Source organism: Nocardioides flavescens, from assembly GCF_009823805.1.
GTDB classification, from domain to species: domain Bacteria; phylum Actinomycetota; class Actinomycetes; order Propionibacteriales; family Nocardioidaceae; genus Nocardioides; species Nocardioides flavescens.
Genome location: NZ_WUEK01000013.1, coordinates 21,168 through 41,441 on the forward strand (window position 1 = coordinate 21,168; position 20,274 = coordinate 41,441).

27 protein-coding genes are annotated in these 20,274 nt (G+C 73.0%); 10 read left to right on the plus strand and 17 right to left on the minus strand.

Annotated elements, in window-relative coordinates; all coding sequences use genetic code 11:
• Nucleotides 1-2: 2 nt before the first annotated feature.
• On the minus strand, nt 3-881 hold the full coding sequence (gene mca / locus GRQ65_RS18225) for a mycothiol conjugate amidase Mca (protein ID WP_160879555.1): 879 nt from the start codon (nt 879-881) through the stop codon (nt 3-5).
• Between the two features lie 73 nt (nt 882-954).
• On the opposite strand from mca, the gene GRQ65_RS18230 reads away from it, so the two are divergent.
• Nucleotides 955-1,383 (plus strand): DUF4307 domain-containing protein, encoded by a 429-nt coding sequence (locus tag GRQ65_RS18230; protein ID WP_160879430.1) that lies wholly within the window; start codon nt 955-957, stop codon nt 1,381-1,383.
• Nucleotides 1,384-1,589: 206 nt separating this feature from the next.
• Nucleotides 1,590-2,099 carry a transcription elongation factor GreA gene (gene greA / locus GRQ65_RS18235; protein WP_160879431.1) on the plus strand — a complete coding sequence of 170 codons (510 nt, stop codon included), beginning with the start codon at nt 1,590-1,592 and terminating at the stop codon, nt 2,097-2,099.
• 3 nt (nt 2,100-2,102) lie between these two features.
• On the opposite strand, the gene ilvA is transcribed toward greA, so the two are convergent.
• Genes ilvA through GRQ65_RS18255 form a run of 4 tightly spaced genes read right to left on the minus strand, consistent with a single transcriptional unit; the run spans nt 2,103 to nt 7,153 of the window.
• A complete protein-coding gene (ilvA, locus tag GRQ65_RS18240; protein WP_160879432.1) occupies nt 2,103-3,320 on the minus strand; it encodes a threonine ammonia-lyase in 1,218 nt (405 codons plus the stop codon).
• A complete protein-coding gene (locus tag GRQ65_RS18245; RefSeq protein ID WP_337191859.1) occupies nt 3,317-4,594 on the minus strand; it encodes an AI-2E family transporter in 1,278 nt (425 codons plus the stop codon). The genes ilvA and GRQ65_RS18245 overlap by 4 nt, the downstream gene beginning before the upstream one ends.
• On the minus strand, nt 4,591-6,006 hold the full coding sequence (locus GRQ65_RS18250) for a glutamate mutase L (protein WP_160879433.1): 1,416 nt from the start codon (nt 6,004-6,006) through the stop codon (nt 4,591-4,593). The genes GRQ65_RS18245 and GRQ65_RS18250 overlap by 4 nt, the downstream gene beginning before the upstream one ends.
• Nucleotides 5,993-7,153, minus strand: a complete 1,161-nt coding sequence (locus GRQ65_RS18255; protein ID WP_160879434.1) for a cystathionine gamma-synthase — start codon at nt 7,151-7,153, stop codon at nt 5,993-5,995. The genes GRQ65_RS18250 and GRQ65_RS18255 overlap by 14 nt, the downstream gene beginning before the upstream one ends.
• A gap of 246 nt (nt 7,154-7,399) precedes the next feature.
• Between GRQ65_RS18255 and msrA the strand changes: the two genes are divergently transcribed.
• Complete coding sequence (msrA, locus tag GRQ65_RS18260; protein ID WP_160879557.1) at nt 7,400-8,050, plus strand: peptide-methionine (S)-S-oxide reductase MsrA; 651 nt, start codon at nt 7,400-7,402, stop codon at nt 8,048-8,050.
• A gap of 189 nt (nt 8,051-8,239) precedes the next feature.
• Here the strand turns inward: msrA and GRQ65_RS18265 are convergent, their stop codons facing one another.
• From GRQ65_RS18265 to GRQ65_RS18275, 3 genes are all read right to left on the minus strand, one after another.
• Complete coding sequence (locus tag GRQ65_RS18265) at nt 8,240-8,482, minus strand: hypothetical protein (RefSeq protein WP_160879435.1); 243 nt, start codon at nt 8,480-8,482, stop codon at nt 8,240-8,242.
• 247 nt (nt 8,483-8,729) lie between these two features.
• Nucleotides 8,730-9,251: a hypothetical protein gene (locus GRQ65_RS18270; RefSeq protein ID WP_160879436.1), complete on the minus strand. Its 522-nt coding sequence runs from the start codon at nt 9,249-9,251 to the stop codon at nt 8,730-8,732.
• Nucleotides 9,252-9,292: 41 nt separating this feature from the next.
• Entirely contained in the window at nt 9,293-9,694 is a 402-nt protein-coding gene (locus GRQ65_RS18275; RefSeq protein WP_160879437.1) for a hypothetical protein, read from the minus strand.
• A gap of 114 nt (nt 9,695-9,808) precedes the next feature.
• Between GRQ65_RS18275 and GRQ65_RS18280 the strand changes: the two genes are divergently transcribed.
• Nucleotides 9,809-10,078 (plus strand): hypothetical protein, encoded by a 270-nt coding sequence (locus GRQ65_RS18280; protein ID WP_160879438.1) that lies wholly within the window; start codon nt 9,809-9,811, stop codon nt 10,076-10,078.
• A 41-nt stretch (nt 10,079-10,119) separates the two neighbouring features.
• Here GRQ65_RS18280 and GRQ65_RS18285 read toward each other — a convergent pair whose 3' ends face one another.
• Both GRQ65_RS18285 and GRQ65_RS18290 read right to left on the minus strand, forming a co-directional pair.
• The gene (locus GRQ65_RS18285) at nt 10,120-10,311 is read right to left on the minus strand and encodes a hypothetical protein (RefSeq protein WP_160879439.1); all 192 of its coding nucleotides are present in this window, start codon (nt 10,309-10,311) and stop codon (nt 10,120-10,122) included.
• A gap of 104 nt (nt 10,312-10,415) precedes the next feature.
• Complete coding sequence (locus GRQ65_RS18290; RefSeq protein WP_202388371.1) at nt 10,416-10,649, minus strand: hypothetical protein; 234 nt, start codon at nt 10,647-10,649, stop codon at nt 10,416-10,418.
• Nucleotides 10,650-10,736: 87 nt separating this feature from the next.
• On the opposite strand from GRQ65_RS18290, the gene GRQ65_RS22965 reads away from it, so the two are divergent.
• Nucleotides 10,737-10,994, plus strand: a complete 258-nt coding sequence (locus tag GRQ65_RS22965; RefSeq protein WP_439331871.1) for a cold-shock protein — start codon at nt 10,737-10,739, stop codon at nt 10,992-10,994.
• 122 nt (nt 10,995-11,116) lie between these two features.
• Here the strand turns inward: GRQ65_RS22965 and GRQ65_RS18300 are convergent, their stop codons facing one another.
• Entirely contained in the window at nt 11,117-11,863 is a 747-nt protein-coding gene (locus tag GRQ65_RS18300; RefSeq protein ID WP_160879442.1) for a glycosyltransferase, read from the minus strand.
• On the minus strand, nt 11,860-13,380 hold the full coding sequence (locus GRQ65_RS22970; RefSeq protein WP_160879443.1) for a glycosyltransferase family 39 protein: 1,521 nt from the start codon (nt 13,378-13,380) through the stop codon (nt 11,860-11,862). Before GRQ65_RS22970 ends, GRQ65_RS18300 begins: the two co-directional genes overlap by 4 nt.
• Before the next feature lie 113 nt (nt 13,381-13,493).
• Between GRQ65_RS22970 and GRQ65_RS18310 the strand changes: the two genes are divergently transcribed.
• The 3 genes from GRQ65_RS18310 to GRQ65_RS18320 are packed head-to-tail and all read left to right on the plus strand — an operon-like array spanning nt 13,494 to nt 15,769.
• The gene (locus GRQ65_RS18310; RefSeq protein WP_160879444.1) at nt 13,494-14,165 is read left to right on the plus strand and encodes a DedA family protein; all 672 of its coding nucleotides are present in this window, start codon (nt 13,494-13,496) and stop codon (nt 14,163-14,165) included.
• A gap of 9 nt (nt 14,166-14,174) precedes the next feature.
• The gene (locus GRQ65_RS18315; protein WP_337191861.1) at nt 14,175-14,939 is read left to right on the plus strand and encodes an ABC transporter permease; all 765 of its coding nucleotides are present in this window, start codon (nt 14,175-14,177) and stop codon (nt 14,937-14,939) included.
• 38 nt (nt 14,940-14,977) lie between these two features.
• Nucleotides 14,978-15,769, plus strand: a complete 792-nt coding sequence (locus tag GRQ65_RS18320; RefSeq protein WP_237448503.1) for a COG4705 family protein — start codon at nt 14,978-14,980, stop codon at nt 15,767-15,769.
• Here the strand turns inward: GRQ65_RS18320 and GRQ65_RS18325 are convergent.
• Nucleotides 15,712-16,149, minus strand: a complete 438-nt coding sequence (locus GRQ65_RS18325) for a DUF6611 family protein (RefSeq protein WP_337191862.1) — start codon at nt 16,147-16,149, stop codon at nt 15,712-15,714. The genes GRQ65_RS18320 and GRQ65_RS18325 overlap by 58 nt on opposite strands.
• 110 nt (nt 16,150-16,259) lie before the next feature.
• Here GRQ65_RS18325 and GRQ65_RS18330 point away from each other — a divergent pair, with 110 nt between their 5' ends.
• Both GRQ65_RS18330 and GRQ65_RS18335 read left to right on the plus strand, forming a co-directional pair.
• Nucleotides 16,260-16,463 carry a hypothetical protein gene (locus GRQ65_RS18330; protein WP_160879446.1) on the plus strand — a complete coding sequence of 68 codons (204 nt, stop codon included), beginning with the start codon at nt 16,260-16,262 and terminating at the stop codon, nt 16,461-16,463.
• 11 nt (nt 16,464-16,474) lie between these two features.
• Nucleotides 16,475-16,828 carry a hypothetical protein gene (locus GRQ65_RS18335; protein ID WP_160879447.1) on the plus strand — a complete coding sequence of 118 codons (354 nt, stop codon included), beginning with the start codon at nt 16,475-16,477 and terminating at the stop codon, nt 16,826-16,828.
• 12 nt (nt 16,829-16,840) lie between these two features.
• Here GRQ65_RS18335 and GRQ65_RS24155 read toward each other — a convergent pair whose 3' ends face one another.
• The 4 genes from GRQ65_RS24155 to GRQ65_RS18355 form a co-directional block, all read right to left on the minus strand.
• Complete coding sequence (locus tag GRQ65_RS24155) at nt 16,841-18,232, minus strand: AAA family ATPase (protein WP_160879448.1); 1,392 nt, start codon at nt 18,230-18,232, stop codon at nt 16,841-16,843.
• Between the two features lie 64 nt (nt 18,233-18,296).
• Entirely contained in the window at nt 18,297-18,755 is a 459-nt protein-coding gene (locus GRQ65_RS18345) for an arsenate-mycothiol transferase ArsC (RefSeq protein ID WP_160879449.1), read from the minus strand.
• Complete coding sequence (gene arsB / locus GRQ65_RS18350; RefSeq protein WP_337191863.1) at nt 18,752-19,861, minus strand: ACR3 family arsenite efflux transporter; 1,110 nt, start codon at nt 19,859-19,861, stop codon at nt 18,752-18,754. Before arsB ends, GRQ65_RS18345 begins: the two co-directional genes overlap by 4 nt.
• Entirely contained in the window at nt 19,858-20,241 is a 384-nt protein-coding gene (locus tag GRQ65_RS18355; RefSeq protein WP_272917760.1) for an ArsR/SmtB family transcription factor, read from the minus strand. Before GRQ65_RS18355 ends, arsB begins: the two co-directional genes overlap by 4 nt.
• Nucleotides 20,242-20,274: the final 33 nt, after the last annotated feature.

Consider the following 20,274-nt stretch of genomic DNA (forward strand, 5'->3'; position numbering starts at 1 on the left):
TCTCAGGCCGCACCAGACTCGGCCGAGTCGGCGGAGTCCGCGGAGATGCCGGCGAACAGGTCGTCCTCCGGGGTCGGGCTGTCGACGTACGACGTCACGAGCTCGAAGTCCTCGGTCGGCCACACCTCGGCCTGGAGCTCGCGCGGGATGGCGAACCACATGCCGTCGGGGTCGATCTGGGTGGCGTGGGCGAGCAGCGCCTGGTCGCGCACACCGAAGAAGTCGCTGCACGGCACCCGCGTGGTGATCCGGGCGTCCCACTCGGGCTCGTGCTTCCACTCTCGCAGCCGCTCCTCCCAGGGCGACTCCAGCCCGTGGGCCAGCATCGCCTCGTGCAGCGCCTCCATGCGGGGCCGGTTGAACGAGTGGTGGTAGTAGAGCTTCGAGACCCGCCACGGCTCGCCCAGGTCGGGGTAGCGCTCCGGGTCGGCCGCGGCCTCGAACGCCGCCACCGAGATCTCGTGGCACTTGACGTGGTCGGGGTGGGGGTAGCCGCCGCGCTCGTCGTAGGTCGTCAGCACGTGGGGGCGGACCTCGCGGATCAGGCGCACCAGCGGCGCCACCGCCTCCTCGAGCGGCACCAGGCCGAAGCACCCCTCCGGCAGCGGCGGCTTCGGGTCGCCCTCGGGCCAGCCGGAGTCGACGAAGCCCAGCCAGTGCTGGGTGATGCCGAGGATGTCGCGCGCCCGCTCCATCTCCTGGCGGCGCACCTCGGTCATGTTGGCGAGGATGTCGGGCCGCTCCATCTTCGGGTTGAGGATCGAGCCCCGCTCCCCGCCGGTGCAGGTCACGACGTGGACGTCGACGCCCTGGGCGACGTACATCGCGGTGGACGCGGCGCCCTTGCTCGACTCGTCGTCGGGGTGGGCGTGCACGTGCATGAGCCGGAGTCCGGCGCGGGGTGCTGCGGTCACGGGTTCCAGACTATTGCAGCGCGGATGTCAGTCTTGCGGGGTGAGCACCACCCGTCCCGAGCGACCCACCGACGACCGGCTCTCCCAGCGGTACGGCGCGTCCGCGGCGCGTCGGCGCCGCCCGCTCCTCATCGCGGGTGTCGTGCTCGCGGTGGTCTTCGGCGGGTGGCTGGCCTGGACGATCTGGTTCCACGCCAACCCGGTCGTGACCTCCGAGCTCGAGACCTTCGAGGTGGTCGACACCCACACGGCGAACGCCGTCGTGGTCACCACGCTCGCCGACGACGCGGTGCGTCCCGAGTGCACGGTCCGGGCGTTCGCCGAGGACCACACCACGGTCGGGCAGAAGAGCTTCACGCCCGAGCCGGGCCGCGGCCGACGCCAGACCGTGGAGATCCGCACCGAACGGCGGGCCACGTCGGTCGAGAGCATCGGCTGCACCGCACAGGGCCAGGACCGGCCCCGCTGAGCCTGCGCTCGTCGGCCCGATCTGGTTAGACTGGACGATCTGATCGTCCCGCGCGGCCGACCGGACGCCCCGCATCCTGCGGGCGACGCCGTGGCCACGCCCCGACGACCACTCTCGCGAGACCCCCTCGCACACCACCCCCGTGCATCCGCAGCACCACCGAGCAGCACCACCGGACGCACGCAGACACGAAGCAGGAGTGACCGATGAGCCAGCAGACCGAGCAGGACGCCGTGTGGCTGACCCAGGACGCCTACGACAAGCTGCGCGCCGAGCTGGAGGACCTCAAGGGCCCCGTCCGCCAGGAGATCATCGCCCGCATCAGCGCCGCGCGCGACGAGGGTGACCTCAAGGAGAACGGCGGCTACCACGCCGCCCGCGAGGAGCAGGGCAAGCTCGAGGGCAAGATCCGTCAGCTCGAGGCCATGCTCGAGAAGGCCCAGGTCGGCGAGGCCCCGGCCGACGACGGCACCGTCTCCCCCGGCATGAAGGTGACCTACAAGTTCGTCGGCGACGCCGACGACGAGGCCGAGACCTTCCTGCTCGGCGCCCGCGAGATGGAGGACACCGCCGGCGGCCTCAAGGTCTACTCCCCGCAGTCGCCCCTCGGCTCGGCCATCATCGGCGCGAGCGTCGGCGACACCGTCGGCTACGAGGCGCCCAACGGCAAGACCCTCGAGGTCGTCATCGTCGACGCGACGCCGTTCACCGGCTGAGCCTCAGCCCACCACCCGGTAGCCCCGCTCGCGGAGACGGTCCAGCACCCTCTCCGCGTGCGGGGCTCCGCGCGTCTCGAGCTGCACGTGCACCTCGACCTCGTCGAGGTGGAGCTGCGGGCTGATGCGCTCGTGGGCCACCTCGAGGACGTTGGTCCCGAGCTCGGCGAGCTCGCCCAGCAGGGTCGCGAGCCCGCCCGGCGAGTCCGGGATGGTCACGTGCAGGTTGAGGTAGCGCCCGGCCGCGGCCATGCCGTGGCCGATGACCTTGCCGAGCAGCAGCGGGTCGATGTTGCCGCCCGAGAGCACCGCGACGGTCGGCCCCTCCCACCGCTCGGGGTGGTCGAGCAGCGCGGCGACGGCCGCGGCGCCGGCGGGCTCGACGACCTGCTTGGCCCGCTCGACGAGCGCGAGCAGGGCCCTCGAGAGCGACTCCTCGGAGACGGTGACGATCTCGTCGACGTGGTCGCGCACCGCGGCGAAAGGCACGTCGCCGGGCAGCCCGACCGCGATACCGTCGGCCATCGTCTTCATGCTCGTCAGCTGCACCGGGCGGCCCGCCTCGAGCGAGTCCGGGTACGCCGCGGCCCCGGCCGCCTGCACCCCGACGACGCGCACGTCGGGCCGGGCCTCCTTGATGGCGATCGCGCAGCCGGCCAGCAGCCCGCCCCCACCCGCCGGGATGACGACCGTGCGCACGTCCGGCACCTGCTCGAGCACCTCGAGGCCGAGGGTGCCCTGGCCCGCGACGATGTCGACGTGGTCGAAGGGGTGGATCAGCACCGCGCCCGTCTCCTCGGCGTACGCGCGGGCCGCGGTGAGCGTCTCCTCGAGGTAGCGGCCGTGGAAGACCACCTCGGCGCCGTACCCCCGGGTCGCCTTCTCCTTCGGGATCGGCGCGCCCTCGGGCATGAAGACGGTCGAGCGGATGCCGATCAGCGACGCCGCGAGCGCGACGCCCTGGGCGTGGTTGCCGGCAGAGGCGGCGACCACCCCGCGAGCGCGCTCGTCGGCGGTGAGCCGCGAGATGCGCACGTAGGCGCCGCGGATCTTGAAGGAGCCGCAGCGCTGGAGGTTCTCGCACTTGAGCCACACCGGGTCGCCGCACAGCGCGGTCAGCCAGCGCGACTCCTCCATCGGCGTGAGGACCGACGTGCCGCGCAGCACCTCGCGGGCCGCCTCGACGTCGGCGAGGGAGACCTGCGCGCTCGGGTCGCTCACTCGTCCACCGGCCGGTCGAGCTCGTCGGGTGGTCGGTCGAGGTCCTCGGCGAGCCCCTCGACCGGGTCCTCACCCGGTCTCGAGAACGACGCCAGGTGCTGCACGACGGCGTTGACCGCGGCGGCGAGCGGCACGGCGACGAGGGCGCCGGCGACGCCGGCGGTGAGCACACCGGCGGCGATCGCGAGGATGACGCCGAGCGGGTGCACGGAGACCCAGCGGCCCATGAGGAACGGCTGCAGCACGTGGCCCTCGAGCTGCTGGACGAGGATGACCACGCCGAGCATCAGCAGCGCCCGCACCGGGCCGTGGTCGACCAGCGCGACGAGCACCGCGACGGTGCCGGCGACGGTCGCGCCGATGATCGGCACGAAGGCGCCGAGGAAGACCAGCACGCCGATCGCCAGCGAGAACGGCACCGACAGCAACGCCGCGCCGAGACCGATGAGCACCCCGTCGACGGCGGCGACGATGACCGTGGCGCGCACGAACTGCGTCAGCGAGATCCAGGCGACGCGGCCCGAGCTGTCGACCCGCTCGCGCGCGGCGCGCGGGGAGAGCCGGACCAGCCAGGCCCAGATGCGCCGGCCGTCGGAGAGGAAGAAGAACGTCGAGAACAGCACGATGAAGAAGCCGGCGAACACGTGCCCCACGGCGGTGCCGAGCTCGGTCACCCGGGTCACCACGCCGCCCTCGCGCGACTGCTCGGTGATGGTCTCCTGCGCCCGCTTGATGACGTCGTTGATCTGCGAGTCGCTGGCCGCCAGCGGGCCGTCGCGCAGCCAGTCCTTGATCTCCTGCAGGCCCGCGACGGTGGAGTCCGCGAGGTCGCTGGCGCCCTTGGCGACCTGCTGGCCGGCGAAGGTCAGCAGCAGCGAGACGGCGCCGATCGTCAGCACCACGACGAGGAACGACGCCAGGCCCCGGCGCAGCCCGATCCGGGTCAGCCGCTCGACCAGCGGCGAGACCAGCGCGGTGATCAGCAGCGCGACGACGACCGGGATGACGACGACGGCGAAGAACGAGACGAGGTAGCCGACCAGCGCCATGCCGGCGGCGATGACGAGCAGCCGCCACGACCAGGCCGCGGCCAGGTCGACGCCGTACGGCACCTCGGCGCGGCTGAAGTTGGACGTGCCGCCCGCGACCACGACCGGGGGCGGCTCGGGGGCCCGCTCGGCGCGGCGCATGGCCGCCCACTGCTGGGCGAGGCGCCCGGCCACGCCCGCCTCGGGTGAGCGGGTCCTTCGGGCGGAGTCGTCCGGCTCGCTCACGTCGTCACCCTAGCCCTGGCGTCGTGGGGCAGCAGCGACCTCACGAGGGCGCGAGCCGCGGCCGGGTGCTCGCCGGCCAGCAGCCCGACGGCGGCGAGCACGTAGGCGTTGTCGACGACGACGCGGGCCCGCTCGGGCAGCTGCCAGTCGCCGTGGTGGCCGACCGAGGTGGCGAGCACGCGGTCGGCGACCCCGGCGCGGCCGTGGCGCAGGACGCCCCCGGAGCCGACCAGCAGGTCGACCTCGCGCAGGTCGACGCCGGTGCGCTCGACGACCCGCCCCTCGGGGCTCACGACCACCTTGGACCGGCCGGCGTGGCGGCGCAGCGCGAGGCCGACCGCGGCGCGGGCGATGGCCTCGTCGTCGTCGAGGTCGGTGTCGGTGGCGGGCAGCCACCCCGGCTCGTCGCGGCGTACGACGGCCGCCGGCTCGAGCTCGGGCAGCCCGGCCTCGGCGACGGTCGAGACGGCCGACCAGCGCATGCCGAGGTCGCCCTCGACGGTCCGGGTGACCGGGGTCGGGGCCACGACGTCGCGGGCGAGCTCGCCGGTCTCGGGGTCGAGCTCGACGACCGAGTGCACGTCGGTGGTGGCGCCGCCGACGTCGACGACGACGACCTCGCCCACCTCCTCGGCGAGCAGCTCGACACCGGTGAGCACGACGTCGGGGGTCGCGCCGCGGACCATCGCCGTGAACGCCGCTCCCCCGTCGCGGCGCGAGAGGTGCTTGCCGCCGATGACGTGGGCCAGGAACACCTCGCGGATCGCGGCGCGCGCCGCCGTCGGGGCGAGCACGCCGATGCGCGGCACGACGTTGTCGGCGACGACGTGCGGCACGTCCGCCGCGGCCAGCAGGGCGGCGACCTCGTCGGCGACGTCGGCGTTGCCGGCCACCACGACCGGTCCGGCCCAGCGGGCGCCGGCCAGGCCCCGGGCCGCGGCGAGGAGCGCCTCGCCGTTGCCGCCGTCGGTGCCGCCGGTGAGCAGCACGACGTCGGGTCGACTCGTGTGCTCCAGAGCGAGGAAGAGGTCGGCGTCGGGCACACGACCCGCGACCGCGACCACCTCGACCACCTTGCCGCCGCTCGAGAGCGCCACGCGGCGCCCGGCCTCGGCGGTCACGAGCTCCTCGTTGCCGACGACCGCGATCCGCAGCCCGCCGCCGGCGCTCGAGCAGGCGAGCACCGGGGCGTCCGCGGCCCGCGGGTCGGCGGCCACCAGCGCGGTCAGGCAGGCGTCGAAGCCGTCGAGGACGTCGGTGCCGATCGTCGTGGGGTGCTCGGCAGAGGCCACCACGGTGCCTCGCTCGTCGCCGTCCGAGGCTCCGTCCGAGACGTCGACGAGCAGCGCCTTGGTGAACGTCGAGCCGAAGTCGACGCAGACCGCGAGCGGGGGCGGGTCAGCCGAGGGCACGGTCGAGATCCGCGACGAGGTCCTCGACGGTCTCGATGCCGACGCTGAGGCGCACGAGGTCGGCGGGCACCTCGAGCTCGGTGCCGGCGACGCTGGCGTGGGTCATCCGGCCGGGGTGCTCGATGAGCGACTCGATGCCGCCCAGCGACTCAGCCAGCGTGAAGACCTCGGCACCGCCGCACACCGCCAGCGCCTGCTCCTCGCCGCCGGCGACGCGGAACGACACCATCCCGCCGTACCTCTTCATCTGCCGGCTCGCGACCTCGTGGCCGCGGTGGCCGGCCAGGCCGGGGTAGAGCACCTCGACGACGCGGGAGTCGGCCTCGAGGAACTCCACGATCCGCTCGGCGTTGTCGCAGTGGCGCTCCATGCGCACGGCCAGCGTCTTGAGACCCCGCAGGGTCAGCCACGACTCGAAGGCGCCGGCGACAGCACCCATGGCGTTCTGGTGGTAGCCGACGCGCTCGGCGAGCTCGAGGTCACGCACGACCACGGCCCCGCCGACGACGTCGGAGTGCCCGCCGACGTACTTGGTCGTCGAGTGCACGACCACGTCGGCGCCGAGCGTCAGCGGCTGCTGGAGGTACGGCGAGGCGAAGGTGTTGTCGACGACGAGCAGCGCGCCTGCGGCGTGGGCCAGCTGCGCGATCGCCTCGATGTCGGCGACGCCGAGCAGCGGGTTGGTGGGCGTCTCGACCCAGACCATCTTGGTCTCGGGGCGGATCGCGGCCTCGACGGCGGCGAGGTCGGAGAGCGCGACCGGGGTGTGGGCCACGCCCCAGCGCTGCTCGACCTTGTCGAAGAGCCGGTGCGTGCCGCCGTACGCGTCGTTGGGCAGCACGACGTGGTCGCCCGGGTCGAGCAGGCCGCGCACCACGGTGTCCTCGGCGGCCAGGCCCGAGGCGAACGCGAAGCCGCGCTCCCCCTCCTCCAGGGCCGCCATCGTCTCCTCGAGGGCGGTGCGGGTGGGGTTGGCGGAGCGGCTGTACTCGTAGCCGCCGCGCAGGCCGCCGACGCCGTCCTGCTTGTAGGTCGAGGTGGCGAAGATGGGCGGGATCACCGCGCCGGTCGTCGGGTCGGGCTCCCAGCCCGCGTGGATCGCACGCGTCTCGAAACCGGACTTCTCCACGTTGCTGTCCTGGGTCACCTCCCGAGGTTAGGCCCCATCGATCCGTCCCGCGCGGTCGCCCACCCGGTGTCGCATCGGATCTGGGCGGCGTTGTCGTCGCCCGCCGTGGCCCGCCACGGCGGGCTCCTCCGCCTTGCCAGATCCGCGCGACACCAGGTCTGCTCCCACGGGGGCCGGCTCGATGAGACCTGCCAGCAGGGAAGGTTCCGCTCACCAACGGTGTTGTTGACTCGTCACCACCAACGACTGGAGGTCAGCGTGTCCATCTTCTCCCGCGCCAAGTCCGAGCTGCTCGAGCCGTCGCAGACCCTGCCCGGCCGCGGCGACCGGCCGTTCCCGGTGGGTGAGCGGCACGCGGTCCTCGGCACCCCGATCATCACCGACGAGGTCCCCGAGGGCCACGAGGTCGCCGTCTTCGGCCTCGGCTGCTTCTGGGGCGCCGAGGAGGCCTACTGGGGCCTGCCCGGCGTCTGGTCGACCTCTGTCGGGTACGCCGGCGGCACCACCCCGCACCCGACCTACGAGGAGGTGTGCACCGGTCGCACCAACCACACCGAGGCCGTGCGCATCGTCTTCGACCCCTCGGTCGTGAGCTACGCCGATCTGGTCAAGCGCTTCTTCGAGATCCACGACCCGACCCAGGGCTTCCGCCAGGGCAACGACGTCGGCACGCAGTACCGCTCGGCGATCTACTACACCACCCCCGAGCAGGAGCAGACCGCCCGCGAGCTCACGAGGGTCTACGGCGAGGAGCTCACCCGTCGTCGGCTCGGCACCATCACCACCGAGCTCCGCCCGGCCAGCGAGACGCCGTACTTCTACGCCGAGGCGCCGCACCAGCAGTACCTCGCCAAGAACCCCTTCGGCTACCGCTGCCACGCCAACACCGGAGTGGAGTTCCCCGAGACCGCCTGAGGCCCTGCCGAACGCATGAACGAACGGCCGGGCCGTTGCGCGTGATCCTTCATGCGCTCAGCAGCGACAGCCCGATCGCGGACTACGGAGGGGGTCAGCAGATGAGGGCATCCGCCGTGGGTGACGTGGAGTGCTCAGCGTCTCCGCTCGGCTGGCCGTCACGCTCATTCCGACCCGGGTCGACGTCCCTCACGCGGCGAGCAGCTCTCGACGGCGTCGGAGCCGCCGGGTCGTCCCCAGGTGGAGGACCAACAACCCCGCGAAGGGGAGCCCTGCCAGGCTCCACCAGGCAGTCTCGACCACGGCCAGCCAACAGCTGAGCCCGATGAAGACCACCCACATCGGGACGGCCCACCACAGCCTCCCGATCGCCGAGATCTGGTGCTCGACGAAGGCTTGCGACGCTGCCCGCACCTCCGGGTCGTCGGGCACCGGGCCACGCATCGCCGCCCGACGGACCACTCGCTGCCGAGCAGGCGGGAGGTCGCCCATGGCCGCGATGCTGCACCGATTGATTCGCCGCAGCACCGGTCCCATGACGAGACCGACCGCCGCCCCTTGGATGACAGCGCTGAGCGCCGCCCTCGCAGCCGAGCCATGTGAGGGCGAGGCGATCGGTCGACAGCCACACCCCACGCGGCCGACCGTGCCGCTCCCCTGGCTCGGGGCCGCAACGGGGTCAGGATTGAGTCGCCTCTCGCCAAGCCATTGCTGTCTCGGCGTCGTAGTAGCGGGTGAAACCGCAGGACCAGGCGATGGGTTGCTCCAGCGCAGAGCCTCCCCACCGGGGCTCGCCGCTCACCAAGAGGCGAGAGCCGATGTCGAATCCATCTGCGACTTCCGCGTTCGAGGAGGAGCCCGCTGCCCCCTGCAGGTCGACGGTGACGATGCCACCCGCGCCCCCGGAAAACCACTCACGCACCTCGAAGGTCACGCCCACGAGGTCGAGGTCCGTGCCCTGCCCACGGGCCGTGACGGACGGCCCGATCTCGACCACCTCGCCATCGAAAGCAAACGCACGGCGAGATACACGTTGCGGGCCGTAGGACTCGACGCACGAGGGTTCCGAACCACCGAGGAGCGATCCTGCGCGGTCTGCTGTCGGATCATGGCGGCCCGATTCATTCGCGTGCCCAGCGCAAGCGGCCACGGAGACGAGGAGCGCGGCAACGACCGCTGTTCCCTTCATCACGATCTCCACACGCAGGCGTCCCTCAGGAGTCAGTGTCGACCCTTTCGACGTTACGCCTGCGGCTTGAAACCTGCTGACGTCCTCTCACGCCCAGCGAAGAGCCTGGACTGACCGCTGCTCGCGCCGGCGGGGAGCCGACCACGCGACAGCTCATGCACGATCTCCTCGTAGCGCGCGGTGGCCTCGGCTTCGTTCGGATAACGCTCCAGCAGGACGTTGCGCCATCGCAGGAACTTGCACCGGGTCACTCGAACGGTCCACCCGAAGCGCGAGTTGCGGAGCGCGAGGGCGACGACGATGACGATCACGACGCCCCACAGGTCGTCGAGGAAACCCGGAGTGAAACGTGGCCAGCAGGTGGGGGCGTACACAGCCCCGTCGACGACGTACCGCGTCGATCCACCGAACTCCGACAGGTCCCTGTTGTTGCCACGTCCCGCCGGTTCGGCCACGGGGGGAATCTAGGGCGAAATCCAGGCGGGGGAAGTGAACGAAGTGTGACCGCACGTGGACAACTCGAGGGCAGCCGCGGGCCCCGTCGGAGCGCCCAGGGAGCCGGGCACCTCGTGTTCACCCTGTACTGCAAGCGTCGTCGCACGGCACTGCGCTATCAGCCGTTCGGGCGCGCGGGCTCCATCGGCGAGGTGGTCGTCGGTCTGTACCTGGTCTTCGACCTCTCAAGGGGCAGCCTGCCTCTCACGAACTGGTTCGTCATCGTGGGCTTCGGCTTCGCCGGGCTGCTGGTCGCGTCAGGGGCGTTCGGTCTCGTCTCGACCCACACGTCGACGCGCGAGCGGCGGACTCAACCGCGGGCGCTGGAGCCACGGGATCCGTGACCGGACCGGACGGGCGCCGCAGGGACCCGGCCGGGGCACACTCAGCTCGTCCGCGCGTCCTCGTCCTCCCCGGACAGACCGCGACGGAACTCCACCACGGCCTCCCAGACGAGCACGACGACGCCCGCGACCACCAGAGCCGCCATCAGCACACGCACCGGCAGTCCCCAGCCGTCGGTCGGGACGAACGTCATGAGGGCCCACCAGACCAGGCACCCCACGACGAAGCCCACGACGTTCCTGGTCCACCGTCGGGCCCTGCTCGCACCTGCGTCCACCCCTGTGGAGTGCCCATCCCGGCGGGCCACCACTCCCGCGTCACCGGGTCGACCTGGCGCTACCGCAGGCTGGCGAAGACGTCGTCGAGCACCACGCCGCCCGGATCACGGCCGACCTCGCGGAACCACTCGGTCCCGAGCACACGGCGCGACAGCCAGCGCGGGAGCCGCAGCAGCAGGCCGATGGTGCGGGTCCCGTCGTCGGCGCCGCTCTGGAATTCCCCGAGACCGCCTGAGGCCTCACCGAACACATGAACGAACGGCCCGGCCGTACGTCTGATCAGGCGTGCCACTGGGCCGTCGTGCGTGATCGTTCATGCGTTCGGCGGTCAGCGACCTGGGGCACGCTGGCAGCAGACCTGTTGCCTAGGTTCGAGGCTGTGGAGAGCGATCTGGACATCCGCCGCGTCGACCTACGTGGAGTGGAGCGTGCCGGGACCGTGCGCTGGTTCAAGCCGGACAAGGGCTACGGCCGGATCACCGCTGACGACGGCGAAGTGCTCTTCGTCCACTTCTCAGACATCCAGGCCGAGGGCTACCGGTTCCTGGAGGAAGGCCAGCGTGTGACGTTCTCCTGGCGCGGCGGGCTGGCTGCTCAGGGTCGCCACCACGCCGAGCAGGTGCGCCTGCTCGGTTGACACCCCCTCGGCCTCCATCGGTGGGCTGGTCGTCGGTCTCCACACACTGTGGCGCTCGTGGACTCTGGCTCCGCCGGGCTGCTGAGTCGCAGCGCGATGGCGTCCGCCTCGCCACGGTCGCCTCAGCCGCCGACCAGCGACCGCGCCGAGGCGCGAGGGCCTCGTCCGGTGAGCTCGCCGAGACGCCAGCGGGCCACCCGGACCAGAGCCTCGGCAGCGATGCCGGCCGTCATCTTCGACCGGCCCACGGTGCGGTCGGTGAAGGTGATGGGGACCTCGACGATCCGCAGGTCGTGGCGGTCCGCCCGCCACGTGGTCTCGACCTGGAAGGCGTAGCCGTCGGACTCCGCGCTGAGCACCCGGATGGCGCGCAGGGTGGTGGCCCGGAACGCGCGGTAGCCGCCGGTCGCGTCGTGCACGTCGAGGCCGAGGACACCGCGGACGTAGGCGTTGCCCAGCCGCGAGAGGACGGCCCGGCGCCACGGCCAGCCCTCGGTCCTCCCGCCGGGCACGTAGCGCGAGCCGATGACCAGGTCGGCGTCGGCCAGTGCGGCCACGAGCCGGGGCAGTTCGTCGGGCGGGTGCGACAGGTCGGCGTCCATCTCCACCACCGCCTCGTAGCTGCGCGCCAGCGCCCAGGCGAAGCCGTCGCGGTAGGCCGAGCCGAGGCCGGACCGTCCCGGCCGACGTAGCAGCCGCACCCGGTCGCCGTACGCCGGGTGCGCCGCGACGAGGTCGCCGGTGCCGTCGGGGCTGGCGTCGTCGACGACGAGGACGTCGACCTCGGGTGCCGCGGCGAGCACGGCGTCGAGGACGCGGACCACGCCGCCGGCCTCCTGGTAGGTCGGGACGATGACGAGGGTGTTCACGGCGACTCCTGGGTCGGCGGGTGGGACAGGGTGGGGGTGGCCCGGCGGACTCCGTCGAGCAGGTAGACGGTCTGGCCGTGCAGGGTGGCGACGGGGTGGTAGCGGGCGCTCACGACGGCCTCGGCGGCGCGCGCGTCGAGCCCCCACGACGAGACGTGGTGCGTGACGACGAGCCAGGTGGGCGCGTCGGGGCCGTCGAGGACGTGGTCGAGCTCGCGCAGGTCGGGGTCGAGCGTCTTGACCGGCAGGCTCCACAGGTGCTCGTACGGCGAGCGCTGGCCGGCGGCGAGGTCGACCTGCGGCTCGCCGTACAGCGTGGTGAGCGTGTCGCCCGGCGCCGCGCTCGCGGCGATGGCTCGGCCGATGTCGACGCCGTCGGAGGACGGCGGGTGCACCGCGGTCACGGCCAGCGAGCCGACCGTGGCGATCGAGGCGGTCGCCAGCGCGGCGCGGGGCAGCAGCCGCACGAACCGGCCGCCGCTCGTGGCGACCAGGCCCGCGGCCACCGAGAGCGGCACGACGAGCTGGAGCAGGTAGTGCAGCCAGTAGCCGCCGCCGAGTCCGATCGAGACGGCGTCGAAGGCTGCGGCGGCGCCGAGCGCGGCCAGGACGGGGTCGCGGCCGCGGGAGCGGACCAGGGCGACGACGAGGCACGCGGTCAGCAGCGCGAGGCCGCTGCCCAGCCAGGCCTCGACGAAGCCGCCGAGGCGGTGCGCGGCGTACTCGCTGCCCCCGGCGGCGACGACGCGGGCCGCGGCCAGGCGGAAGGGGTAGGTCGCCTCGAAGACGGCGTAGGGCGACGTCCCGAGCGACACGGTCCCGGCCACCGCGACCAGCGCCGCGGCCGAGGCTCCGAGACCGGCGTGCACGAGGAGCCGCCCGGCCGCGCGGCGGGTGAGGTGGTGGCCGAGCACGCAGGCCGCGAGGAGGGCGGCGCCGAAGACGGCGACGTCGACGAAGTTCTGCTTCACCAGCAGGGCCGCGACGCCGGACGCCCCGGCGGCCCACGCCCACCGGACGCGGCCGGTCCGGACGGCGGCGACGCTCGCACCCACGCCGGCCGCCACGAACGGCGCGGCGAGCAGCTCGCCGTTGACCTCCAGCGCGCCCGTCAGCGGCGAGACCACCAGCGCGGCGGCGACCAGGGCGGCCCACCTCCCGGCCCGCGGTCCCCCGACCTGGCGTGCCGTCCACGCCACCAGCATTACGACGACCGCGGCCGCGAGGCAGCCCAGCAGCCGCAGCGGGACGACCCCGCCAGCGGCCGCGGCCGCCCGGAAGAGCGCGATGAGCAGCGGTGGCCGGTCGACCCAGTAGTCGCCGTAGAGCGACGACCCGGGACCCGACCACTGCGCGCCCACCTGGAGGAAGCCCGCCTCGTCCGCACCCGGCGGCAGCGTGAGGAACGGCAGCCGCGCCGCGACGGCGGCGACGGTCGCGGCCGGCACGGCGTACCTCCCGAGGTCGCGGACCCGGACCTGCGCCGGGCGCTGCGGCGCGAGGACGGACGACACCATGACCCCACCGTCGCCCGGCGTACCTGCACGGCACCTGACTGCCTCGCGAGCCGGTTCTCGGGCTGAGCCTCGCAGTCAGGTGGCGTGCAGGTGGGCGTCCCTAGCGTGGCGTCATGACCGTGCTGCTCACCCCCCTCATGCTGGCGCTGGGCACCGGCGCCGTCGCGCTGCTCGCCGCGGTGGTGTTCGTCGAGTCCGGGGTGCTGCTCGGGTTCTTCCTGCCCGGCGACTCCCTGCTCTTCACCGGTGGGCTGCTCGTCGCCTCGGGGGTGATCCACCTGCCCGTCGCGGTGGTCATCGCGGTCGTGGCGGTCGCGGCCGTGCTCGGCGACCAGCTCGGCTACACCCTCGGGCGACGTCTCGGTCCCCGGGTCTTCAGCGGGCGCGCCTCCCGGTTCCTCTCCCCCGCCCACCTGGCCCGGGCCGAGCGCTTCTTCGAGCGGCACGGCTCCCGCGCGGTCGTCCTGGCCCGCTTCGTCCCGGTGGTGCGGACCCTCGTGCCGTTCCTGGCCGGCACCGCCGCGATGCCGCGCGGCCGGTTCACCACCCGCAACGCGGTCGGCGGGGTCCTGTGGGCCGCGGGCGTCGTGCTCGCTGGCTTCTTCCTCGGCGGGGTGCCCTTCGTCGCGCACCACGTGGAGCTCGTCGTCGTGGGCGTCGTCGCCCTCTCCCTGGTGCCGGTGGCGGTCTCGCTCGCCGTACGCCGCCTCACGGGTCGTGATGCGGCCGACGACGCCGCGCACGACGGCGAGGCGCGGGAGCTGGTCGGGGCCGGGAGCCATTAGGTTGCCCGGGTGCCGTCGCTGACCGACCTCGGCGGGTTCGGCGCCGGGCTCCTCGTCGTCGTCGGCACCACCGTCGCGCTCGGCCGGGTCGCCGGTGTCGGGCTGGGGTGGGCGCCGCTGACGTCGCTGCTGCGCGCCGTGGTGCAGCTGAGCGTCGTGGCGCTGCTGCTGCGCGGCATCCTCACCGTCGAGGGCACGGTGGTGGCCTTCGTCCTCCTGATGCTCGCCACCGCGTCGTGGACGTCGGCCGGCCGCCTGCGCGAGCTGTGGCACGGGCGACGGATCGCCGTCCTCGGCGTCTGCGTCGGCGCCACGACGAGCACCGCGCTGGTCTTCGCGCTGCACCTCGTCGACCTGCAGACCCGCTACGTCGTCGCTGTCGCCGGCATCGTCATCGGCAGCGCCATGAGCGCCGCGACGCTCGCGGGTCGCAACTTCCTGCGCGGCGCGCACCACCGCCGCGACGAGATCGAGGCCTGGCTCTCGCTCGGCGCCACGCCGGCCCGGGCCCACCTCGAGGTCGGCCAGGAGGCCGTGCGCGAGTCGCTGCTGCCCAACCTCGACCAGACCCGCTCCACCGGCCTGGTCACCCTGCCCGGTGCGTTCGTCGGCGCCCTCTTCGGCGGGGCGAGCCCTGCGCAGGCCGCGCAGTTCCAGCTGGTCGTGCTCGCCGCGATCGCCCTGGCCATGACGACCTGCGGCATCCTCGTCACCCGGCTGCTCGGGCGCACTCCGTACGTCGGCCCGGGGGTCTCGAGACCGTCGGGGACGTAGTCAGGTCGTGTGCAGGCTGCGGCCCCCACCCTCGCTCCATGACGACCACCACAGCGCCCTGGACCGGGCGGCAGATGCTCAACAAGGTCCCCGAGGTCACCGTCTTCTTCTGGGTCATCAAGATCCTCTGCACGACGGTCGGCGAGAGCTTCGCCGACTACATCAACGAGACCCTCGGCTTCGGCCTCACCAACACCACGGTCCTGTTCTCCGTCGCCCTGGTCGCCGTGCTCGTGGTGCAGTTCCGGCTGCGTCGCTACGTGCCCGGGGTCTACTGGCTGGCGGTCGTGCTGATCAGCGTCGTCGGCACCCTGCTGACCGACAACCTCACCGACGCCCACAACGTCCCCCTGGCGCTCAGCAGCACCGTCTTCGCCGTGCTCCTCGCCGCGGTCTTCGCGGTCTGGTACGCCCGCGAGCACACCCTGTCGATCCACTCCATCAACACCACCCAGCGCGAGGGGTGGTACTGGCTGGTGGTCCTCGTGACCTTCGCCCTCGGCACCGCGGTCGGCGACTGGACCCTCGAGCTCACCGGCTGGTCGCCGGGTGCCTCGATCCTGCTCCCCGCCGGCCTGATCCTGGCCGTCGTCGTCGCCTGGAGGGCCGGCGCCGGGCCGGTCCTCTCCTTCTGGCTGGCCTACGTCCTGACGCGGCCGCTGGGTGCCAACATCGGCGACTTCCTGGCCTCGCCCCGCGGGGACGGCGGCCTCGGACTCGGCACGCTCATCACCAGCGTGGTCTTCCTCGTCACCATCGCCGCCACCGTCGCCTACCTCACCATCACCCGCGTCGACCGCACCGAGGAGCGCCGCGAGCTCGTGGCCTGACCGAGCATGGGCTCACGGGGCCGGCGCCCCGGCGCGGCCCGTGCCGACCGCTGCCGCCGAGCGGTGGAACGCCCCCACAGCAGCTCGAGGTCGACGGCCGAGAGGGTCCCCGCGGCGTGGGCCCTCTCGGCCGCCGCCACCAGCGCCGTGACGAGCGGTACGACGGACGCCAGCGTCAGAGTGATCGCGACCGCCAGCGCCGTGCCGGTCACCGGCCAGGCGAACAGCCGGCGGAGCGCGGCGCGCTCGCGGTCGGTGACCCCTGGAGGGAACACCACGAGCTGGTGGTGCAGGACCCCACCGCGGGGCAGCGCACCGCCCGTGCACGATCCCCAGCTGTGCTGTGTCGGCCCGTAGGCACACCTGAGGTCGAGGTCCACCCGACCATCGTGTGGTGCCCCCGAGCCGATGAGCGCGACCTCGACGCGACCTCGACGGTGAGCGCGGGACTCCTGACGGTCCTCCGCTCCGCGCCCTAGGGTTCTGTTCCGTGACGGCCGGGAGCGCAGGTGGGTCGGGGTCGCTGGTGCTGTACGACGTCGTCGACGTGCTGGTGCTCGGGCTGGCCGTCGTGGTCCTGGTCGCCGCGCTCCACTTCGCCCGCCGGGCACGGGCGCGCCGAGAACCCGCCTGGCCCTTCTACCTCCTGGCCGTCTGCACGGTGGTCGTGGCCGTGGGTCGGCTCCTCTCCTGAGGTGAACGCCCGTGGTTGGTGTCCGCGCGGTGGACGTCGTGCAGATCTCCTACCCGGCCCTGAAGTTCACTCTCATGTTCGGCCTCGAGGCGGTGGCGTTCCTCAGTGCCGCGGTGCTCGGCGCACGACGAGCACCGCGTGGAGTCTCGGGTCGTCTCGGCCTGGCGGGGGGAGTGCTCGGCACCCTCTCCTCGGGCACCTTCGCGATCGGCTGGGCGCAGTTCCGGTGGACCTCGAGCTCACCTGTCCTCGACGCACTTTCCTCGCCCTGGTTGGGACAGCTGGACTGGGTGCGAGCGGTCGCGGTCGCGCTCCTCGCGGCCGCCCTCGTGACCGCGCACCGGTCGCCTCAGCGCAGTCGGTGACGAGACGGCGACCTAGCCCCGGCTCTGGTCGCCGGGAGCCGACCCCAGCAGGCTCCGGGTCAGCTGCTCTGAGTCCGAGAGCAGCTCGTCCAAGGCATCGCGGACGTCGGCGTCGGTGACCTCGCGTCCGGCGTCCGCGCCGAGGAGGACGGCGCGGCGCAGGAACTCCTTGGCGAAGCTGGCCGTGACACCCGGGGTCCGCGACGCCGCCTCGTCCAGCACCTCGTCCGAGACGGACAGACCGCTGGCGTAGAGGCGGTAGAGCGCGCGGCGGGCGGCCTCGTCCGGCAACGGCACCTCCACCGCCAGGTCGACACGCCCGGGCCGCTGGGCCAGGGCCCGCTCGAGCAGGTCGGCGCGGTTGGTGGTCAGCAGGAACACCACGTCGGCGTCGCCGTCGAGGCCGTCCATCGCATCCAGCAACTGGAACAACAGAGGCCGCTGGCCGGGGTCCATGCCTCGGTCCTCGGCGACCAGGTCGCAGTCCTCGAGGACCACGATCGCGGGCTGCATCGCTCGCGCGAGGTGGGCCGCCATCGACACGAACGCCAGGGACTGGCCCGCCAGCAGGACGACAGTGCTGCCCTCGGCCCGGGCGACGAGGTGACGCACCGTGTGGGTCTTCCCGGTGCCAGGCGGGCCGTACAGCAGCACTCCGCGCTTGAGGTGCTGGCCCGAGCTCGTCAGGCGTCCCGCGTGCGCACCGACCCCCAGGACGTGGCGGGCGATCCGGTCCAGGGCACCGTCCGGGAGGACGACGTCCGTGGCCGCGACCCGGGGCCGGTGGAGGAAGGTGACCCCGGCGTTCTGCTGCTCGTACGGCGAGCCGGAGAAGGACAGCACCTGCCCACGCAGGACGCTGTGCTCGACCATCAGCCGCCGGACCTCGGCGATGAAACGGGCGACCAGCTCCTCGTCGGTGCACACGACCTCGATGCCTGCCGGGTAGCCACTGTGGCGCATGCTCGCGCGCTGCAGCAGCGCGACGGGCCGGTCCTCCCACCGCAGCAGCCGGACGCCGAAGCCCACGGCTCGACGGCTGGTGTCGGGCCCGGTCGCGCAGTTGACCCGGTCGACCGCTCCCACGCCGAACCTGCCGTAGGTGCCGCTCAGCAGCTCACCGAACCCGTGGTGACCGCGCTGCTCGCCGCCACTGACCCCGATGACCTCCTCCCCGCCGCCGTCCTCGGCGAGCATCGAGAGCACCAGGTCCAGGTCGACGAACTGGTGCTCGGGCACCTCCTCGCGCACGACGGGGAGCTGTGAGCTCGCGGCGCCGAGGTGGGCGTCCACCAGGTCGGACAGACTCGGTCCCGCCGACTCGGCGTCGACCGCCGAGGAGTGCACGACCTCGTCGAGGAAGCGACGTACCGACAGGGCCAGCTCGCGCGCATCTGCGTCCACGGCGCCATCGTGCCCGAACCGGACGCGACCTCGCCGCCTCTTTCTGCCCGGGCAGGCTCGACGCTCAGGCCGACCGTGGCTCGATCACCGACGGCGGCAGCTCGTGACCGGGCACGAGCTCGGCAACCAGGGCCCGCACGCGGGCGTCGATGTCGGCGACGATGCGACGCACCGTGGCGTCGTCCTGACCCTTGGGGTCGTCGAGGGGCCAGTCGAGCATCCGGGTGCTCGGCGACCAGGGGCACGCGTCGCCGCAGCCCATCGTGATGGCGACGTCGCTGGCGGCGACGGTCTCGACGGTGATGAGCTGGGGGGTCTCGCGGCTGGTGTCGAGGCCGAGCTGCTCGAGGACGGCCGCGACCTCGGGGTGGATGTGCTCGCCGGGCTCGGTGCCGCCGGAGAGCGCGCGCACGCGGCCCTGGGCGTAGTGCTCGGTGAGCAGCCGGGAGGCGACGGAGCGGCCGCCGTTCGCCCGGCAGACGAACACCACCTGGGGCACGAGATCGGGGACGTCGGAGCTCATGCGGTCCTCCCGGGAGCGGTCGTGAAGAAGCGTCGCGCCCACAGGCTGACGTAGACGAGCCCCACCAGGACGGGGACCTCGATGAGCGGGCCGACGACGCCGGCGAGGGCCTGGCCGCTGGTGACGCCGAAGACGCCGATCGCGACCGCGATGGCGAGCTCGAAGTTGTTGCCGGCCGCGGTGAAGGACACCGCCGTCGCGCGCTCGTAGTCGAAGCCGAGAGCCCGGGTGAGCAGCATGGAGCCGCCCCACATGAGGGCGAAGTAGGCCAGCAGCGGCAGCGCGATGCGGGCGACGTCGAGGGGCCGGCTGGTGATCGTGTCGCCCTGCAGGGCGAAGAGCACCACGATCGTGAACAGCAGCCCCCACAGGGCGGCGGGGCCGATCCGCGGCAGCAGCCGCGTCTCGTACCACTCCCGGCCGCGGGCGCGCTCGCCGAGCGTGCGGGTGAGGAAGCCGGCGACGAGCGGGATGCCGAGGAAGACCAGCACCGAGCCGGCGATGTGCCACACCGAGACGTCGAGGCCCCCGTCGGCGGACCCGTCGCCGAGCCCGAGCCACCCGGGCAGGACCTCGAGGTAGAACCACCCCAGGGCGGCGAAGGCCAGGATCTGGAAGACCGCGTTGACCGCGACGAGGACCGCGGCGGCCTCGCGGTCGCCGCAGGCGAGGTCGTTCCAGATCAGCACCATCGCGATGCAGCGGGCCAGACCGACGACGATCAGCCCGGTGCGGTACGCCGGGAGGTCGGGCAGCAGCAACCACGCCAGGGCGAACATGAGCGCGGGCCCCACGAGCCAGTTCAGGACGATCGACGTCGCGAGCAGCCGACGGTCGGCGGTGACGTGGCCGAGCTCGTCGTAGCGGACCTTGGCCAGCACCGGGTACATCATCACGAGCAGCCCGACGGCGATCGGCAGCGAGACCGAGCCCATCTCCACGGCGGCGAGGGCCTCGTCGAGACCGGGCACGAGCCGGCCGAGCAGGAGCCCGGCCACCATCGCGAGCACGATCCACACCGGCAGGAACCGGTCGAGCGTCGAGAGCCGCTGCAGCACGGCCGCGTCGTCCGCGGACACGGGCGCGTCGCGGACGGTGTCGCTCACGCCGGCGCCCCGACCACCGCGGGCGTCGCGGGCGCGAGACCCTCCGCCGTGAACAGCCGCGCCAGGGCCTCGAGCGTCTCGGGTCGGGCCCGGTAGTAGACCCACACCCCGCGCTTCTCACGCTCGAGCAGCCCGGACTCGTGCAGCACCTTCAGGTGGTGGCTGATCGTCGGCTGCGAAAGGTCGAACGCCGGCAGCAGGTCGCAGACGCACGCCTCACCGCCCTCGTAGGACAGCACGAGCGAGACCAGCCGCAGCCGGACCGGGTCGGCGAGCGCCTTGAGCAGCCCGGCCACCTGGCCGGCCCGCTCGGAGCTCATCGGCTCACGCGCCAGCGACGTGCAGCACGCGAGGGGCTCACCGGCATCGGACATCGACATGCGTCGATATTGACACACGTCGATGTCCGAGGC

Coding starts and splice junctions, on each gene's coding strand:
- mca (WP_160879555.1), bottom strand. CDS start 881: ATGCACGTGCACGCCCACCCCGACGACGAGTCGAGCAAGGGCGCCGCG.
- greA (WP_160879431.1), top strand. CDS start 1,590: ATGAGCCAGCAGACCGAGCAGGACGCCGTGTGGCTGACCCAGGACGCC.
- GRQ65_RS22970 (WP_160879443.1), bottom strand. CDS start 13,380: ATGGTGTCGTCCGTCCTCGCGCCGCAGCGCCCGGCGCAGGTCCGGGTC.
- GRQ65_RS18310 (WP_160879444.1), top strand. CDS start 13,494: ATGACCGTGCTGCTCACCCCCCTCATGCTGGCGCTGGGCACCGGCGCC.
- GRQ65_RS18320 (WP_237448503.1), top strand. CDS start 14,978: ATGACGACCACCACAGCGCCCTGGACCGGGCGGCAGATGCTCAACAAG.
- GRQ65_RS18345 (WP_160879449.1), bottom strand. CDS start 18,755: ATGAGCTCCGACGTCCCCGATCTCGTGCCCCAGGTGGTGTTCGTCTGC.
- GRQ65_RS18355 (WP_272917760.1), bottom strand. CDS start 20,241: ATGTCGATGTCCGATGCCGGTGAGCCCCTCGCGTGCTGCACGTCGCTG.